The following is a 13,347-nucleotide window of genomic DNA, read 5'->3' on the forward strand; positions in this document are numbered from 1 at the left end:
GCCTCCTCCGGGAGGACCCGCCCTTCGTTCTTCACGGCTTACGGCTGTCGGCTTACGGCTCGAACTTGTAGCCGAGGCCACGCACCGTCACCAGATACCGCGGCGCGCCCGGGTCGGGCTCGATCTTGGCGCGCAGGCGCTTGACGTGGACGTCGAGGGTCTTGGTGTCGCCGACGTAGTCGGCGCCCCAGACGCGGTCGATGAGCTGCATGCGGGTCAGTACGCGGCCCGCGTTGCGCAGCAGCATCTCCAGGAGGTCGAACTCCTTGAGAGGCAGGTCGACCTTGGAGCCGGAGACGGTGACCACGTGACGGTCCACGTCCATCCGGACCGGACCGGCCTCCAGTGCGGCCGGAGTGACCTCTTCGGGCTCGCCGCGGCGGCGCAGGACGGCCCGGATACGGGCGACCAGTTCGCGGGACGAGAAGGGCTTGGTGACGTAGTCATCGGCTCCTATTTCCAGGCCGACGACCTTGTCGATCTCGCTGTCCTTGGCGGTGACCATGATCACCGGGACGTTGGAGCGGCCGCGCAGCTGGCGGCAGACCTCCGTGCCGGGCAGGCCCGGCAGCATCAGGTCGAGGAGGACGAGGTCGGCGCCATTGCGCTCGAACTCGTCGAGTCCGTCGGGCCCGGTGGTCGCGACGGCGACCTCGAAGCCCTCCTTGCGGAGCATGTAGGACAGGGCGTCGGAGAAGGACTCCTCGTCCTCGACGACGAGCACTCGGGTCACGGAAGGACCTCCGGGGCGGGAAGCGGTTCATACGGGGATGACTCTGGGTGTGAGTCTGGCTGACCGGCCTCGTCGTCGAGGTCCGGGTGCTGCTGTGCGCGGTCGCGGGCAGCCCCCGCCTCCGGCAGCCGCAGGGTGAACGTGGAGCCCTGTCCCTCAGAGCTCCACACCGTGACCTCCCCGCCGTGCGAGGCGGCCACGTGCTTGACGATCGCCAGGCCCAGGCCCGTGCCGCCGGTGGCACGGGAGCGGGCCGGGTCGACCCGGTAGAAGCGCTCGAAGATGCGCTCCTTGTCCTTGTCGGTGATGCCGATTCCCTGGTCGGTCACGGCCACCTCGATGTGGTCGCCGCCGGGCGCGGTCACCCGGCGGGCGGCTATGCCCACCCGGGTGCGTGCCGGGGAGTAGTTCACGGCGTTCTCCACGAGGTTGCCGAGCGCAGCGGCCAGCTGCCCCCGGTTCCCGTAGACGTGCAGGTCGGCGGTGCCGCCTGCGGCCATGGTGATCTGCTTGGTGCCGGCCGCGTGCCGGCAGCGGTCGATGGCCTCGGCGACCAGTTCGTCGACCCGGACCGGCTCGGCGTCCTCCAGGGGGTCGTCGTTCTGCACCCGGGAGAGGTCGATGAGCTCCTGGACCAGGTTGGTCAGGCGGGTCGCCTCGATCTGCATGCGCCCGGCGAAGCGCTCCACGGCCTCCGGGTCGTCGGAGGCGTCCATGACGGCCTCGGACAGGAGGGAGAGCGCGCCGACGGGCGTTTTCAGCTCATGGCTGACATTCGCGACGAAGTCGCGGCGTACCGCCTCTATCCGTCGGGCCTCGGTGAGGTCCTCGACGAGCAGCAGCACCAGCCGCGACCCGAGGGGCGCCACGCGTGCGGAGACGGCGAGCGCCTCCCCCCGCCCGGTGCCCCGCCTGGGCAGATCCAGCTCGACCTGCCGTATCTCTCCGTCTCTTCTGGTGTCCCGGGCCATCTGCAGCATCGGCTCGACCGAGAGCCTGCCACCGCGCACCAGTCCCAGGGCGTACGCCGCGGAGCTGGCCTTGACGACGGCGTCGGCCTCGTCCAGGACGACGGCCGAGGAGCGGAGCACGGACAGGACGGTGTCCACACCCGGCGGAAGCACCGGGTCCGTGTGCAGAGAGGTGCGAGTGGGGCGCTTCTGCTCCCGCTCGCTCCAGCGGAACGCCAGCATGGCGATGACACCGGTGAGTACCCCGGCGATCGCTGCCGCTGCGGCGACCGCCGCGTTCACGTCCATGCACCCAGGTTAGGCATGCGGTACGACATCCCCACAGCCATCGAGGTGCGACCTCGAACACTCGTCGCCCAGAGTTCACCTAGGAGCTAGGGGTGATTCATTTGAGAGGGCGGAAACGGACGCGTACAAGCCAGATCGTGGGAGCGTGGGTGCGAAGCGCCGGTTTTCGGAAACCTGACGCACGGGCCCCTGCCCCGGCAGCCCCGAAGAACACGTACGAGAGGGAACCCTGATGCGGGACGCGTACCACGAGGAACTTGATTCGATCGGCGACGGTCTGGTGGAGATGGCCCGGCTGGTCGGTTCGGCGATCGGGCGCGCCACGACCGCCATACTCGACTCCGACCTGAAGCTGGCCGAGAGCATCATCGAGGGCGACAAGAAGGTCGACGAGCTCCAGCACGACCTGGAGGCCAAGGCGATAGCCCTGCTGGCCCGCCAGCAGCCGGTGGCGACCGACCTCCGTATCGTCGTGACGTCGCTGCGGATGTCCGCCGACCTGGAGCGCTCGGGCGACCTGGCCCAGCACGTGGCGAAGCTCGCCCGGCTGCGCTTCCCGGAGCGCGCCATCCCGCACGACCTGCACGCGACCATCCTGGAGATGGGCCAGCTCGCGCAGCGTCTGATGGCGAAGGCGGCCGAGGTCATCATCACCAAGGACGTCGACCTCGCGCTCCAGCTGGAGTCGGACGACGACGAGATGGACCTGCTGCACCGCACCCTCTTCCAGCACCTCCTGGACGACCGCTGGAAGCACGGCATCGAGACGGCCGTCGACGTCACCCTCCTCGGCCGCTACTACGAGCGCTTCGCCGACCACGCGGTCGCCGTCGCCAAGCGCGTCGTCTTCCTGGTGACCGGCGAACACGCGGACGACCTCCAGCCCGACATCCAGCCGGAGATCCAGCCGGCGGGGGCGATCGAGGAGGCGTAGGGCTTTCGGCGGGGGCGGGCCGGCGAGGGGGACGTACCCCGTTCGGCGGCGGAGGCCAGGAGAGACGTAACCCTCCCGGTCTCCCCCTCCCCAGAAACTCACGCCCCTCGCGTCCCGGGCGTCACGCCATGCCACGCCATGTCGCTCCACGGGGCACGTGAGCGCCACCGTGCGCCGTTGATGCGCCCAGCGGAACGGGCATGCAATGGGCACAGGCACGAGCCTCTAGGAGGACCCATGGCCGAAGCCCCCACCACGCCCGACCCGACGCAGGAGCGCGAGACGGACCACCCCGCCGAGATCAAGAGCCTCCCGCTCTTCGGCGCATGCGGCTGCGGCTCGGGCTGCGGCTGCGGGTGCCAGTCGGGCAACCCCTGCCAGTGCGGCTGAAAACGTACGACGAGGAAGGGTCCCGGTGAGGTTGCCGGGACCCTTCCTCGTGGGCACTGTCAGTGGCCGGTGCCAGACTCGCGGGTATGGGCGAAGACGTGCGGCTGAGGGATGTCGAGGAAGGCGATCTGGAGGTCTTCTTCGCGCAGGAGCACGACGCGGAGGCGGTTCGGCGATCCAGGTTCGCTCCCCGCGAGCGGGAGAGATTCATGACCCACTGGGCCACGAAGATCCTGGGCGACGACACCGTCTTCGTGCAGACGGTCACCGTGGACAGCGAACCGGCGGGTCACATCGTGGCCTGGTGGGAACAGGAACGGCGGTTCGTCGGCTACTGGTTGGGCCGCCGGCACTGGGGCCGGGGAACGGGCACCAAGGCCTTGACGCTCTTCCTCCAACGGGAGAGAGCACGCCCCCTTTACGCCGACCCCTTCGCCGGAAACACGGGATCAGTACGGCTGTTGGAGAGACTCGGCTTCCAACGCACCGGCACGGTGCGGCACGGTGACGACGAGCACCTCATGCTCGTACTGGACGAGGAACACGGAGCCGACTGCTCCTGACGGAACCGCGGGGGCGTCACCCACAGCCACGGCTACCGCTTCCGCGCCCGATACCGCTTCATCAGCTCCACGATCCGCGCTTGGTCAGCCTGCGCGTTGAGCTCGGCCAACAAATCGTCGGGGCACAACTCGTAGAGGTCGCCCCACCATCGACGTCCTCGGTTGTCCCAAATCCGGTAACCACCCGGTACGCCCCGGGCAACGTAACGTCTCCTGCCCACAGTCCCCCTCCTCGCTGGATTCGATCACCCCGAGAGACCAGAGTGAAGGTGAAGGGGGGGCGAGCGGCCCTCTGGGGGTGCAGCCACCTACACCCTCGATCCGGTAGGTCACGCCATGGTTCCGGAGGGCGGCCGACGGCATCGTTGAACCCAACGGATCCCAGAGGTTCGCAGTCCCCAGCCGGAAGGAAAACGCCATGAAGTCGCTGCTCTCCTCCACGACGAGCACCACGCTGGACGACCCGACCGAGACCACCGGCGAGAACGCCCTCGCCCCGCTCCTCACCGCCTGGGACCTGGCCCACCCCACCGTCACCGACCCGGAGTGGCGCCACCTCCTGGACGAACTCGCCCACCCGCGGACCACCCAGGCGTTCCACCACCTGGCGACGGCTGCGGCTACGGCTTGAGCGCCTGCGCGGCGGCGTGCCGGCCGGCCGGCGTCGACATCAACTCCATCGACTGTTGCGGCTACCTCGACGCGAGAGGCCCCGGATTCCTCCGGGGCCTCTTTCCTGCTTGATCAGCTTGGGCTACTTCTTCTTGCCCTGGTTCTTGACCGCCTCGATGGCCGCCGCAGCCGCGTCCGGGTCGAGGTACTTGCCGCCCGGGGTGATCGGCTTGAAGTCGGCGTCCAGTTCGTAGGCCAGGGGGATGCCCGTGGGGATGTTCAGGCCTGCGATGTCCGCGTCCGAGATGCCGTCGAGGTGCTTGACGAGGGCGCGGAGGGAGTTGCCGTGGGCCGCCACCAGGACGGTGCGGCCGGCGAGGAGGTCGGGGACGATGCCGTCGTACCAGTACGGGAGCATGCGGACGACGACGTCCTTCAGGCACTCCGTGCGGGGGCGCAGCTCCGGGGGGATGGAGGCGTAGCGCGGGTCGGCCGACTGGGAGAACTCCGTGCCGTCCTCAAGGGGCGGGGGCGGGGTGTCGTAGGAGCGGCGCCACAGCATGAACTGCTCCTCGCCGAACTCCGCGAGGGTCTGCGCCTTGTCCTTGCCCTGGAGGGCGCCGTAGTGGCGCTCGTTCAGGCGCCAGCTGCGGTGGACCGGGATCCAGTGGCGGTCCGCGGACTCCAGCGACAGCTGGGCCGTGCGGATCGCGCGCTTCTGGAGGGACGTGTGGACCACGTCGGGGAGGAGGTCGGCGTCCTTCAGGAGTTCGCCACCGCGGACCGCCTCCTTCTCGCCCTTCTCGTTCAGGTTGACGTCCACCCAGCCGGTGAACAGGTTCTTCGCGTTCCACTCGCTCTCGCCGTGGCGGAGGAGGATCAGCTTGTACGGTGCGTCGGCCATGGGTCAGAGCGTAATCGACGGGTTCGGGGCGCAGGGTGCCCGCCCGGTGGGCGGGACGGCCAAGGGACAGTTGACGGGAATCGTTAATCGAGTGGTCATCCGGAGCCCCTCCTTCGTAAGTTGTGCCCGCGGCTTTAGCCACTTACCGGCTAGCGCTTACCGCTTGCGTCCGTGGGGGGACTCCTATGCCACTCGTCAGTCTGCGGCGTGCCGCCCGTGAGTCCGTCTCCGGGCTGCCCCGCGAGTTCTGGTGGCTGTGGACCAGCACCCTGGTCAACCGGCTCGGCGCCTTCGTCGCCACCTTCATGGCGCTGTATCTGACGCTGGACCGGGGCTACTCCGCCACCTACGCCGGTCTCGTCGCCTCCCTCCACGGGCTCGGCGGGGTCGCCTCCTCCCTAGGCGCCGGGGTGATGACGGACCGGCTCGGGCGGCGGCCCACCCTGCTGATCGCGCAGGGGTCCACCGCCGCGTCCGTCGCGCTGCTCGGCTTCATGCACGACCCCGTCGCCATCGCCGCGGTCGCCTTCCTCGTCGGCATGGCCTCCAACGCCTCCCGGCCGGCCGTGCAGGCGATGATGGCCGACATCGTCCGGCCCGAGGACCGGGTGCGGGCCTTCTCGCTCAACTACTGGGCCATCAACCTCGGCTTCGCCGTCTCCTCCATGGCCGCCGGGTTCATCGCCGAGTTCAGCTACCTCGCCGGGTTCCTGATCGAGGCCGGCATGACGGCGCTCTGCGCGGTCGTCGTCTTTCTCAAGCTGCCGGAGTCCCGGCCGCAGCGCACCCCGGCGGAAGCCGGTGCCAAGGACGACGTCCGGCTCGGCACCGTGCTGCGCGACGGGCGCTTCATGGGCGTGGTCGGGCTGTCGTTCCTCGTCTCCGTGATCTTCCAGCAGGGCTCGGTCGGGCTGCCGGTCGCGATGGGCGAGGCCGGGTTCACCCCCGCCGACTACGGCATGGCCATCGCCGTCAACGGTGTGCTGATCGTCGCGTTGCAGATCCCGGTCACCCGGTTCATCGAGCACCGCGATCCGCGGCGGCTGCTCGTCGTGTCGTCCGTCCTCGCCGGATACGGCTTCGGGCTCACCGCCTTCGCCGGGTCCGTCGGCGTCTTCGCGCTCACCGTCTGCGTGTGGACCCTCGCCGAGATCGTCAACGCGCCGACCCAGACCGGCCTCGTCGTCCGCCTCTCCCCCGTCCACGGGCGCGGCCGCTACCAGGGCATGTACACCCTGTCCTGGGCGGTGGCCGCGCTGGTGGCGCCGCTGATGTCCGGGTTCGTCATCGACCGGTTCGGGGCGGAGTGGTTGTGGGGGGTGTGCGCCGTGATCGGGACGGTGGCGGCGGTCGGGTACCACGTACTGATGCGGGGGCTGTCGGCCGAGGGAGCGGTGGCCGCCGGGGCGCCCACGGAGGCACAGGCCGAGGTCGGTGCCTCGTAGATCATCCGGGACGCGGAAGTCACGTGGACTGTGGACTGTGGACTGTGGACTGTGGACTAAGGGTGCATCCGCGCGCCCTTGATCACCTTGTCCACCGCGTTCTTCGGTCCGTACACCGCCAGCCCCACCACATCCAGCTCGGCCGTGGCGACGGCCCGTACCGCCGCCCGGTTGTCCCGGTCGTTGCCGGTGGCGAAGAGGTCCGACGTGAAGACGGCCCGGGGCAGCGCACGGCCGAGCGCCCTGCCGTGGGCGGCCACCAGGACCTCCTTCGTGCCCTCGAAGACCAGCACGGGCTGCCGGAACATCGGCAGGTACAGCACCCCGTCCGCATCCTCGTACGGCTCCCCGATCACCTCGGGATTCTGCGATCCCAGGCCGCTGACCAGGAAGGACGTGACGTTCAGCCGCTGCCAGGGCTCCAGGTCGTCCCGCAGCAGGACGGCGATCTTGGTGTCGAAGCGCACCGGTTCGGTGAACGTGTCAGTGGTCGTGTCGGCGGTCGCGTCAGTGCTCATACGTCGAGACTGCCGACCGCCTCACGACTTCGTCTTGTACGTTCTTTGCATGGCCCCGCAGCCCGGCCCGTCCCGCCCCGAACAGGAAGTCTCCGCCTGGCGGCCCCGCATCCCCGGCGTCGTCGAGGTGTTCCACGCCCACTTCACCGAGTACGCGTACCCGATGCACGTGCACGACGCGTGGACGCTGCTGATCGTGGACGACGGAGCCGTACGGTACGACCTCGACCGGCACGAGCACGGCACCCCGCACGACACGGTGACGCTGCTTCCCCCGCACGTCCCGCACAACGGCTCCCCCGCCACCCCGCACGGCTTCCGCAAGCGCGTCCTCTATCTCGACGGCACGCACCTCCCGGACGCCCTCATCGGTTCCGCGGTCGACCAGCCGGACCTCCGCGATCCCGAACTCCGGCTGCGCGTCGGCCAGTTGCACACCGCACTCGACCACCCCGGCGACGAACTGGAGGCCGAGAGCCGCCTGACCCTCATCGCCGAACAACTGCACGCCCGCCTACGGCCGTCCGGCACCCCCTCCCCCACACCGGGCCCCACCCTCGCCCGCACCCTCCGCGAACTCCTCGACGAGCACGTCACCGAAGGCATCTCCCTCGACGAGGCCGCGCGGCTCGTGCACGCCCATCCCGCCCATCTGGTACGGGCGTTCAGCGGTGCGTACGGCATCGCACCGCACCAGTACCTGATGTCCCGCCGCGTCGACCGCGCCCGCCGCCTCCTCCTCGACGGCCGCCCGCCGGGCGAGGTGGCAACGGTGACCGGGTTCTACGACCAGTCCCATCTCACGCGCCATTTCCGCAAGTTGGTGGGCGTGACGCCGGGCCGATATCCACGCGACGAACATCGACTCCGCGGCTAGCCTCGCGCCATGGAATCGCGCATGGACTGGCACGAGTGGCATGACGCCTACGACTCCCCCGACTCCTACCTCAGCCGCCGGTTGGCCCTCATCCAGGAGCGCATCCGGCTCGCCCTCGACACCGCCCCGCCGGGCCCGCTCACCGCGATCAGCCTCTGCGCGGGACAGGGCCGCGACCTGATCGGCGTACTGGCCGACCATCCCCGCGGCCCCGAAGTCCGCGCCCGGCTGGTCGAGTTGGACGAGCGGAACGTGGACGTCGCGAAACGGGCGGCCCGGGCCGCCGGCCTCCCCGGCGTCGAAGTCGTCGCCGGAGACGCCGCGTTGACGGATCAGTACGCCGATCTCGTCCCCGCCGACCTCGTCCTGGTGTGCGGCCTCCTCGGCAACATCTCCGACGCCGACGTCGAGCGCGTCCTCGACCACTGCACCGCGCTGTGCCGGCCGGGCGGCACGCTCGTCTGGACGCGCAGCCGCGACCTGGCTCCCGACCTCGTCCCCCAGGTCTGCGCCTGGCTGGAGGAGCGCGGCTTCGAGCGACTGTGGGTCTCCGACCCCTCGATCCCCCAGTCCGTCGGCGCCCACCGCTTCACCGGCGAGCCCCGCCGACTCCCCACCGGCACCCGCATGTTCGACTTCATCGGCTACGACGTCCTGCGGTGCACGTGAGTCACAACTCCCGCTGCGCCTCGTACAGGTTCCGTGGCCGTACGACATCCGTCGTGCCGTAGAGCTCCAGCCGTGCGTGCAGGTCGCCGGTGAAGTCGGGGACGTCGATCTGGTCGAACTCGGTGACCGTGTTGAGGCCGACCGTGGCGCTGTACGGCGCCAGTCCGTCGATCTTCATCAGGCCCGCGCGGGCGTTGGTGACGCGGACGTTCCAGTGGGTGAAGCGGGCGCCGAACAGCGGGCCGGCGATGGCGTCGCCGCCGTGGCGGCCGTTGTTCTCGACGGTGATGTCGGTGCGGACGTTGGCGAAGGGCAGGCCGCGGTGGCTGTCGAAGGTGCCCATGCGCATGTCGCCGCCGGACCAGACGTTGTAGGAGGAGAGGCCCTCGACGTTGATGCCGTGCAGCTGGGTGTCCGGCGAGGCGGGGACCGTGCGCTGTTCGATCGTGAAGTCCTCGATGAGGTTGTCGTGGGAGCCCTCGCGGCAGAAGTACGGGTGGTGGGAGCCCCGGCCCGCCACCGTCGTGCCGCGCAGGGTGCATGCCGACGCCGCCACCAGGCCGAAGCCGTTGTCCACGTGCCGGACCGTCACGTCGTCCACCCAGCAGTCGTAGGCGCATTGCAGTACGACGCCGTTGTAGCCCTTGTCGAGGAGGTGCGGGGATTGGGGGGTTTCCACTGCCTCCAGGGTCAGTCCCTCTACACCCGAGCCCGTCAACTCCCTTACATGGGTCACTAGTTGCGGGGTCCACTCCGGGCGTATGTCCAGTGGGAGCGGGCGTTCCAGGGTGACTCGGCGGCCGTGGATGTGGGTGACGCGGACCGGCCACTCGTAGGGGACGTACGAGGTCAGTTTCGTCTTGTCGTCCCAGTAGTACGCCTCGGGGCCCGGGCCGCCGCCCGACATGTGTTCCAGGAGGGTGTGGTCCGCGTCGTCGGCCAGACGGAGGAGGACCAGGGCGCCGGGGTGCAGGTGGGAGGGGTCCGCGACCTTCACGGTCCATGCGCCCTGGCGGGCCGGTTCCACCGTGGTCAGGGACTTCCACTCGTCACGCTTGTTGCCCGTCCAGCCCTCGAAAGGCCAGGCCTTGGCCCGGATCGCGGTGACCAGGGAGTTCCAACGGGCCTCCGGGGCAAGCCAGATGAGACCGCCCGCCCAGGACCAGGACGACTTGTCGCCGCCGTAGCGCGAACCGTAGACGCCGATCAGCTCGGTGAGGTTCTTGGTCGCGTACAGCTTCGTACGGCCGCTGCCGGCGCCGCGCAGGACGACGTTCGAGTGGCCGATGCGGATCAGGTCGTCGATGCGGAAGGTGCCGGGCGGGATGGTGACCGTGCCACCGCCGGCCCGACCGGCAGCGGCGATGGCACGGTTGATCGCGGGGGCGCAGTCGGTGACGCCGTCCGCCACCGCGCCGAAGCGGGTCACGTCGGCGACGACCCTGCGGCGTGGGAGACGGCGTGCACCAGCGTGGGCGCCGGCCCGTCCGACGTACGGGATCTGGGGGTGCGTGAACGGGGTGCGGGTGAACTCTCGCCAGATGGACGGGACTTCGCCCTTGGCCACAGTGGTGGCCCGCGCTGTCCCCGTTCCCGTTGTCGCCGCCAGTGCCACGGCCGTGGCTCCGCCGAGCAGGGTCCGTCTGGTGAAGTGTGCGGTGCTCTTGTCCGAGGTGCTCATGTCCCACCGTCCTTCCATGCGACTCTTCATGGATGTGAACGTTGTTCAGATGTGCGATGGCGGAGAGCATGTCATCGCCAACCCGTGGCGGGGAAGAGGTAGGGCGGAGTCAGTCCGCCGGAATTCCGTTCACCTATACGAACATCGGCTCGGGAGCTCGGTGGAAGGCCTCCGTCCGGTGATCGCCGCCGGTTAGCGTCACCTCATGGATGACACACAGGACGCACCGGAGCCTCAGACTCCTCGCGCTTTATCCACCACCAACCGCCGTTCTCTGCCCCTCAGACGCTTCTCCACCGCCGTCGCGGGCGCGACCGCCCTGGTCGCCCTCAGCGTCGGCGTCGCTCTCGCGGCGACCTCGGACGACGATCCCGCTCCCGAGCCGACCGTCTCGACCTCGTCGGGCCCGTCGGACCCGGACACCGGCAGCACGACCGGTGGCAGCACCGGCGGAGACGATCCCGTTCCGAGTCCGTCGCCCACGGATGTGGACGACCCGCCGACCCCCGGCGGCGATCCCTCGCCCACCGACGAGCCCTCCACACCGGCCGACCTCGACGAGTTGAACCGGCGGATCACCGAACTCGACCACAAGGTCGACCAGTTGCCCACCAAGAAGGAACTGGCCGACGCCCTGCGGGCGTTCGCCGACGAGCTCGATGAGAGCGGCGGCTCCCAGTAGTACGCCCCGATCCCTGGGTCAGTCGGCCGAGCGGCGCGTCAGGTGCTCGAACGCGTCCAGGTTCCGCGTCGACTCGCCCCGGGACACCCGCCACGCGTACTCCTTGCGGATGGCGGCGGCGAAGCCCAGTTCCAGCAGGGTGTTGAAGGCGCCGTCGGCCGCCTCCAGGACCTGGCCGAGCAGCCGGTCGAGTTCGTCCGGGGTGACGGTGACCAGGGGGAGGCGGCCGGTGACGTAGACGTCGCCGAGCTGGTCGACGGCGTAACTCACGCCGTACAGCTTGAGGTTGCGCTCCAGGAGCCAGCGGTGGACGCCGGACTCGTTCTCGTCGGGGTGGCGGATGACGAAGGCGTTGAGGGAGAGGGAGTGCCGGCCGACGAGGAGCGAGAGGGTCGTCGACAGCTTGCGGGTGCCGGGGAGCTTGATGACGTAGGAGCCGGGCTCCGGGCTCTCCCACTCCAACTCGTCGTCCTTCAGGACGGCTTCGATGACCGACGCGGCTCGCTGCGCCGCGGTCATCTCCGGGGCCGGCTTCCCCTCCGCCGAATTCCCCATCGCCGAATTCCGCGCATCACCCATGGTGGGAGCGTACGTGACGGCGGTGCGAGTGCATCGCGGCCGTGTAGACGTCCGCCGTGGCGGCGGCCGCGGTGTCCCAGCCGAAGGACTTGGCGTGCCGGGCGGCCGCCGCGCCCATGCGGTCCGCCAGCTGCGGGTCGTCGGCGAAATCGGCCAGCACGCGCGCGTAGGCGGCGGGATCGTGGCCCTGCACCAGGAAGCCGGTCCGTCCGTCGCGTACGGCGACCGGGAGGCCGCCGACCGAGGCCGCGAGCACCGGCGTACCGGCCGCCTGCGCCTCTATGGCGACCAGCCCGAAGGACTCGCTGTACGAGGGCATGACCAGCACCGACGCGGCCCGGAACCAGTCCGCGAGCTGGTCCTGGCCGACGGGCGGGCAGAACCGTACGACATCCGCGATGCCGAGCCGGGACGCCAGTTTCTGCAGGCCCTCCGGCTTGGCGAGGCCGCTGCCGCTGGGGCCGCCGACGACGGGGACCAGCAGGTGGGAGCGGAGTTCGGGGCGCTCGTCGAGGAGGACGGCGATCGCGCGCAGCAGGACGTCCGGGGCCTTCAGGGGCTGGATGCGGCCCGCGAAGAGCGGGATCAGGGCGTCCTGCGGGAGGCCCAGGCGGGCGCGGGCGGCGGCGCGGGCGGTGGCAGCGGAGGACGCGGTGGGGGCGCTCTCCGCGGGGCCGAGGTCCACGGCCCCCGGGAACAGCGTGTCGAGGTTCTTGGGGAACGGACAGAAGCGGTCGAGGTTGACGCCCGGGTGGACGACCGCGACCTTGCCGAGGTCGGCGCAGTAGTGCTGGACGAGTTCGTCGGCCTCGCCCGCCGTGTTGGCGATCAGCCGGTCCGCGGCGGCGACGATCTGGGTCTCGCCGATGACGCGGGCGGCGGGCTCGGGGGTGTCGCCGGCGGCCAGGTTGGCGTTCTTGACCTTGGCCATGGTGTGCATGGCGTGCACCAGGGGGACGCCCCAGCGCTGGGCGGCGAGCCAGCCGACGTGGCCGGAGAGCCAGTAGTGCGAGTGGACCAGGTCGTAGTAGCCGGGGCGGTGGCCGGCCCACGCCTGCATCACGCCGTGTGTGAACGCGCAGAGCTGGGCGGGGAGTTCTTCCTTGGCGAGGCCCTCGTAGGGGCCCGCGTCGACGTGCCGGACCAGGACGCCGGGGGCCAGCTCGACGGTCGGCGGGAGGGCGGCCGTGGTCGCGCGCGTGAAGATCTCGACCTCGATGTTGATCGCGGCGAGGCGCTGCGCGAGCTCCACGATGTAGACGTTCATGCCGCCGGCGTCGCCGGTGCCCGGCTGGTGCAGCGGTGAGGTGTGCACGGAGAGCATGGCGACGCGGCGCGGGCGACGGTGCAGCCGAAGCCGCGAGGACGCCGCCTGTGAGCGACGCCCGAGCCTGCCGACGTACTGGCTCACGTGGCGTTCCTCCTCGCTGCGGGCATGCCTGAGGGAGGACCTGAAGCGCCCTCCAAGGGAGGCAACAGCGGAGGAAGGCATTCCCATTCC

16 protein-coding genes are annotated in these 13,347 nt (G+C 70.1%); 8 read left to right on the forward strand and 8 right to left on the reverse strand.

The features are described 5' to 3' along the window. Window positions 1–52: 52 nt before the first annotated feature. Entirely contained in the window at window positions 53–733 is a 681-nt protein-coding gene (locus tag M2283_RS28900) for a response regulator transcription factor (RefSeq protein WP_015659563.1), read from the reverse strand. Further along, on the reverse strand, window positions 730–1,992 hold the full coding sequence (locus tag M2283_RS28905) for a sensor histidine kinase (RefSeq protein WP_280879344.1): 1,263 nt from the start codon (window positions 1,990–1,992) through the stop codon (window positions 730–732). The genes M2283_RS28900 and M2283_RS28905 overlap by 4 nt, the downstream gene beginning before the upstream one ends. Before the next feature lie 232 nt (window positions 1,993–2,224). Here M2283_RS28905 and phoU point away from each other — a divergent pair, with 232 nt between their 5' ends. The 3 genes from phoU (at window position 2,225) to M2283_RS28920 (ending at window position 3,879) form a co-directional block, all read left to right on the forward strand. After that, window positions 2,225–2,926, forward strand: a complete 702-nt coding sequence (phoU, locus tag M2283_RS28910) for a phosphate signaling complex protein PhoU (RefSeq protein ID WP_280879345.1) — start codon at window positions 2,225–2,227, stop codon at window positions 2,924–2,926. 237 nt (window positions 2,927–3,163) lie between these two features. Then, window positions 3,164–3,316 carry a hypothetical protein gene (locus tag M2283_RS28915; protein ID WP_280879346.1) on the forward strand — a complete coding sequence of 51 codons (153 nt, stop codon included), beginning with the start codon at window positions 3,164–3,166 and terminating at the stop codon, window positions 3,314–3,316. An 86-nt stretch (window positions 3,317–3,402) separates the two neighbouring features. Beyond that, window positions 3,403–3,879 (forward strand): GNAT family N-acetyltransferase, encoded by a 477-nt coding sequence (locus M2283_RS28920; RefSeq protein WP_280879347.1) that lies wholly within the window; start codon window positions 3,403–3,405, stop codon window positions 3,877–3,879. A gap of 32 nt (window positions 3,880–3,911) precedes the next feature. On the opposite strand, the gene M2283_RS28925 is transcribed toward M2283_RS28920, so the two are convergent. Beyond that, window positions 3,912–4,100 (reverse strand): hypothetical protein, encoded by a 189-nt coding sequence (locus tag M2283_RS28925; RefSeq protein ID WP_280879348.1) that lies wholly within the window; start codon window positions 4,098–4,100, stop codon window positions 3,912–3,914. A gap of 197 nt (window positions 4,101–4,297) precedes the next feature. Here M2283_RS28925 and M2283_RS28930 point away from each other — a divergent pair, with 197 nt between their 5' ends. Continuing rightward, on the forward strand, window positions 4,298–4,510 hold the full coding sequence (locus tag M2283_RS28930) for a hypothetical protein (protein ID WP_280879349.1): 213 nt from the start codon (window positions 4,298–4,300) through the stop codon (window positions 4,508–4,510). A 123-nt stretch (window positions 4,511–4,633) separates the two neighbouring features. Here the strand turns inward: M2283_RS28930 and M2283_RS28935 are convergent, their stop codons facing one another. Further along, window positions 4,634–5,395, reverse strand: a complete 762-nt coding sequence (locus M2283_RS28935; protein ID WP_280879350.1) for a phosphoglyceromutase — start codon at window positions 5,393–5,395, stop codon at window positions 4,634–4,636. Window positions 5,396–5,580: 185 nt separating this feature from the next. On the opposite strand from M2283_RS28935, the gene M2283_RS28940 reads away from it, so the two are divergent. Continuing rightward, complete coding sequence (locus tag M2283_RS28940) at window positions 5,581–6,840, forward strand: MDR family MFS transporter (RefSeq protein WP_280879351.1); 1,260 nt, start codon at window positions 5,581–5,583, stop codon at window positions 6,838–6,840. 56 nt (window positions 6,841–6,896) lie between these two features. On the opposite strand, the gene M2283_RS28945 is transcribed toward M2283_RS28940, so the two are convergent. Further along, complete coding sequence (locus M2283_RS28945; RefSeq protein ID WP_280879352.1) at window positions 6,897–7,358, reverse strand: DUF2000 domain-containing protein; 462 nt, start codon at window positions 7,356–7,358, stop codon at window positions 6,897–6,899. Between the two features lie 49 nt (window positions 7,359–7,407). Between M2283_RS28945 and M2283_RS28950 the strand changes: the two genes are divergently transcribed. Next, on the forward strand, window positions 7,408–8,235 hold the full coding sequence (locus tag M2283_RS28950; protein ID WP_280879353.1) for a helix-turn-helix transcriptional regulator: 828 nt from the start codon (window positions 7,408–7,410) through the stop codon (window positions 8,233–8,235). 21 nt (window positions 8,236–8,256) lie between these two features. Next, window positions 8,257–8,904 carry a class I SAM-dependent methyltransferase gene (locus tag M2283_RS28955; protein WP_280879461.1) on the forward strand — a complete coding sequence of 216 codons (648 nt, stop codon included), beginning with the start codon at window positions 8,257–8,259 and terminating at the stop codon, window positions 8,902–8,904. Window position 8,905: 1 nt separating this feature from the next. Here M2283_RS28955 and M2283_RS28960 read toward each other — a convergent pair whose 3' ends face one another. After that, on the reverse strand, window positions 8,906–10,585 hold the full coding sequence (locus tag M2283_RS28960; protein ID WP_280879354.1) for a glycosyl hydrolase family 28-related protein: 1,680 nt from the start codon (window positions 10,583–10,585) through the stop codon (window positions 8,906–8,908). 205 nt (window positions 10,586–10,790) lie between these two features. Between M2283_RS28960 and M2283_RS28965 the strand changes: the two genes are divergently transcribed. Continuing rightward, window positions 10,791–11,267 carry a hypothetical protein gene (locus M2283_RS28965; protein ID WP_280879355.1) on the forward strand — a complete coding sequence of 159 codons (477 nt, stop codon included), beginning with the start codon at window positions 10,791–10,793 and terminating at the stop codon, window positions 11,265–11,267. 18 nt (window positions 11,268–11,285) lie between these two features. On the opposite strand, the gene M2283_RS28970 is transcribed toward M2283_RS28965, so the two are convergent. Together M2283_RS28970 and M2283_RS28975 are read right to left on the reverse strand one after the other, a co-directional pair. Next, window positions 11,286–11,786 carry a YbjN domain-containing protein gene (locus tag M2283_RS28970; RefSeq protein ID WP_280879462.1) on the reverse strand — a complete coding sequence of 167 codons (501 nt, stop codon included), beginning with the start codon at window positions 11,784–11,786 and terminating at the stop codon, window positions 11,286–11,288. 52 nt (window positions 11,787–11,838) lie between these two features. Beyond that, complete coding sequence (locus tag M2283_RS28975) at window positions 11,839–13,257, reverse strand: glycosyltransferase (protein ID WP_280879356.1); 1,419 nt, start codon at window positions 13,255–13,257, stop codon at window positions 11,839–11,841. Window positions 13,258–13,347: the final 90 nt, after the last annotated feature.

This window comes from Streptomyces pseudovenezuelae, from assembly GCF_029892565.1.
Lineage (GTDB): Bacteria > Actinomycetota > Actinomycetes > Streptomycetales > Streptomycetaceae > Streptomyces > Streptomyces pseudovenezuelae_A.

What these genes read in the sequence shown, in the direction of transcription:
- M2283_RS28935 (WP_280879350.1), bottom strand. Translation starts at nt 5,395, where the DNA reads ATGGCCGACGCACCGTACAAGCTGATCCTCCTCCGCCACGGCGAGAGC.
- M2283_RS28970 (WP_280879462.1), bottom strand. Translation starts at nt 11,786, where the DNA reads ATGACCGCGGCGCAGCGAGCCGCGTCGGTCATCGAAGCCGTCCTGAAG.
- M2283_RS28920 (WP_280879347.1), top strand. Translation starts at nt 3,403, where the DNA reads ATGGGCGAAGACGTGCGGCTGAGGGATGTCGAGGAAGGCGATCTGGAG.
- M2283_RS28960 (WP_280879354.1), bottom strand. Translation starts at nt 10,585, where the DNA reads ATGAGCACCTCGGACAAGAGCACCGCACACTTCACCAGACGGACCCTG.
- M2283_RS28905 (WP_280879344.1), bottom strand. Translation starts at nt 1,992, where the DNA reads ATGGACGTGAACGCGGCGGTCGCCGCAGCGGCAGCGATCGCCGGGGTA.
- M2283_RS28950 (WP_280879353.1), top strand. Translation starts at nt 7,408, where the DNA reads ATGGCCCCGCAGCCCGGCCCGTCCCGCCCCGAACAGGAAGTCTCCGCC.
- M2283_RS28945 (WP_280879352.1), bottom strand. Translation starts at nt 7,358, where the DNA reads ATGAGCACTGACGCGACCGCCGACACGACCACTGACACGTTCACCGAA.
- M2283_RS28955 (WP_280879461.1), top strand. Translation starts at nt 8,257, where the DNA reads ATGGACTGGCACGAGTGGCATGACGCCTACGACTCCCCCGACTCCTAC.
- phoU (WP_280879345.1), top strand. Translation starts at nt 2,225, where the DNA reads ATGCGGGACGCGTACCACGAGGAACTTGATTCGATCGGCGACGGTCTG.
- M2283_RS28940 (WP_280879351.1), top strand. Translation starts at nt 5,581, where the DNA reads ATGCCACTCGTCAGTCTGCGGCGTGCCGCCCGTGAGTCCGTCTCCGGG.
- M2283_RS28965 (WP_280879355.1), top strand. Translation starts at nt 10,791, where the DNA reads ATGGATGACACACAGGACGCACCGGAGCCTCAGACTCCTCGCGCTTTA.
- M2283_RS28930 (WP_280879349.1), top strand. Translation starts at nt 4,298, where the DNA reads ATGAAGTCGCTGCTCTCCTCCACGACGAGCACCACGCTGGACGACCCG.
- M2283_RS28915 (WP_280879346.1), top strand. Translation starts at nt 3,164, where the DNA reads ATGGCCGAAGCCCCCACCACGCCCGACCCGACGCAGGAGCGCGAGACG.